The 1,265-nt window shown below is 54.2% G+C and carries 1 protein-coding gene; it reads left to right on the plus strand.

What is annotated here, in order from left to right:
* The first annotated feature begins 83 nt into the window (after positions 1-83).
* Entirely contained in the window at positions 84-1,214 is a 1,131-nt protein-coding gene (locus L6D64_RS28115) for an IS481 family transposase (RefSeq protein ID WP_176508875.1), read from the plus strand.
* Positions 1,215-1,265: the final 51 nt, after the last annotated feature.

Below are 1,265 nucleotides of genomic sequence, written 5' to 3' on the forward strand. Positions count from 1 at the left end.
TGTATGGACCGGACACATGGTGGACACGTGTACGGGGACATGGTTGACACTTTCCGGTAAGCAAATTTGCCGGGAATACGACCATGCCTTGGAACGCGAGAGATACCATGAGCCTGAGAGAAGAGTTCGTATCCTTGGCCCATCAACCAGGCGCGAACATCCGGGAGTTATGCCGCCGCTTTAGCATTAGCCCTCAGACTGGTTACAAGTGGCTAAAGCGCTTTGAACAAAATGGTTTGGATGGCCTTCAGGAGCGCTCCCGCAGACCGAAAAACAGCCCGAAGCAGGCAGATAGCGGTCTTGAAGATGAAGTTCTTGCCGTCCGTAAGGCTCACCCGGCGTGGGGAGGACGCAAGATCAGTCATGTCCTAGGAGGACGTATTGCTCCAAGCACTGTCACTAATGTGCTCCACCGTCATGACTTGATCTTGCCGTCAGCCTCCGAGGCTGCTCAGAAATGGCATCGCTTTGAGCGTGAGGCGCCCAATGAGCTATGGCAGATGGACTTCAAAGGGCAGTTCAAGACCAATGAGGGGCTTTGCTACCCATTGACCATGGTGGATGACCACTCCCGCTTCAACCTGATCATCCAGGCCTGCGCGCATCAGCACGGCGCTCTTGTTCAACAGCACCTAACGACCGTTTTCAGGCGTTATGGATTGCCGGTGCAGATCAACACGGACAATGGCCCTCCCTGGGGAGCACCTCGAAATCCTGGCGAGCTGACGCCATTGGGGATCTGGCTTGTACGACTGGGTATCAGACTGACCTGGAGTCGGCCTGCGCATCCGCAGACCAATGGCAAAACGGAGCGCTTTCACCGCACCCTCAAGGCAGAGGTTTTGAACGGGCGCTCATTTGTGACCTTTGCCGAAACTCAGCTGGAGTTTGACCTCTGGAGGCAGGTTTACAACCATGAACGCCCTCACGAAGCGCTTGGCTACAAAACGCCTGTGGAGCGCTACTGCATCAGTAACAGAGCCTTTCCAGAACAGTTGCCAGAGCTTGAGTACAGCCCTGATGACACGGTTGCGAAAGTCAGCACAGCGGGCTTGTTTTGCTATCGCAAGCGATACTTCCAGATCAACAAAGGGCTTGTGGGTTTATTAATTGCTATCCGCCCCAAGGGCTCCGACGGCGATCAATTCGAGGTCTACTTCGGCCACCATAGAATTGGGAAATACAATTTCAACGATGTCGCTAGGGGACGATAATGTGTCAACCATGTCTCCGCACACGTGTCAGTGATGTGTCCGGTCCATACA

Source organism: Pseudomonas urethralis, from assembly GCF_021602465.1.
GTDB classification, from domain to species: Bacteria; Pseudomonadota; Gammaproteobacteria; order Pseudomonadales; family Pseudomonadaceae; genus Aquipseudomonas; species Aquipseudomonas vlassakiae.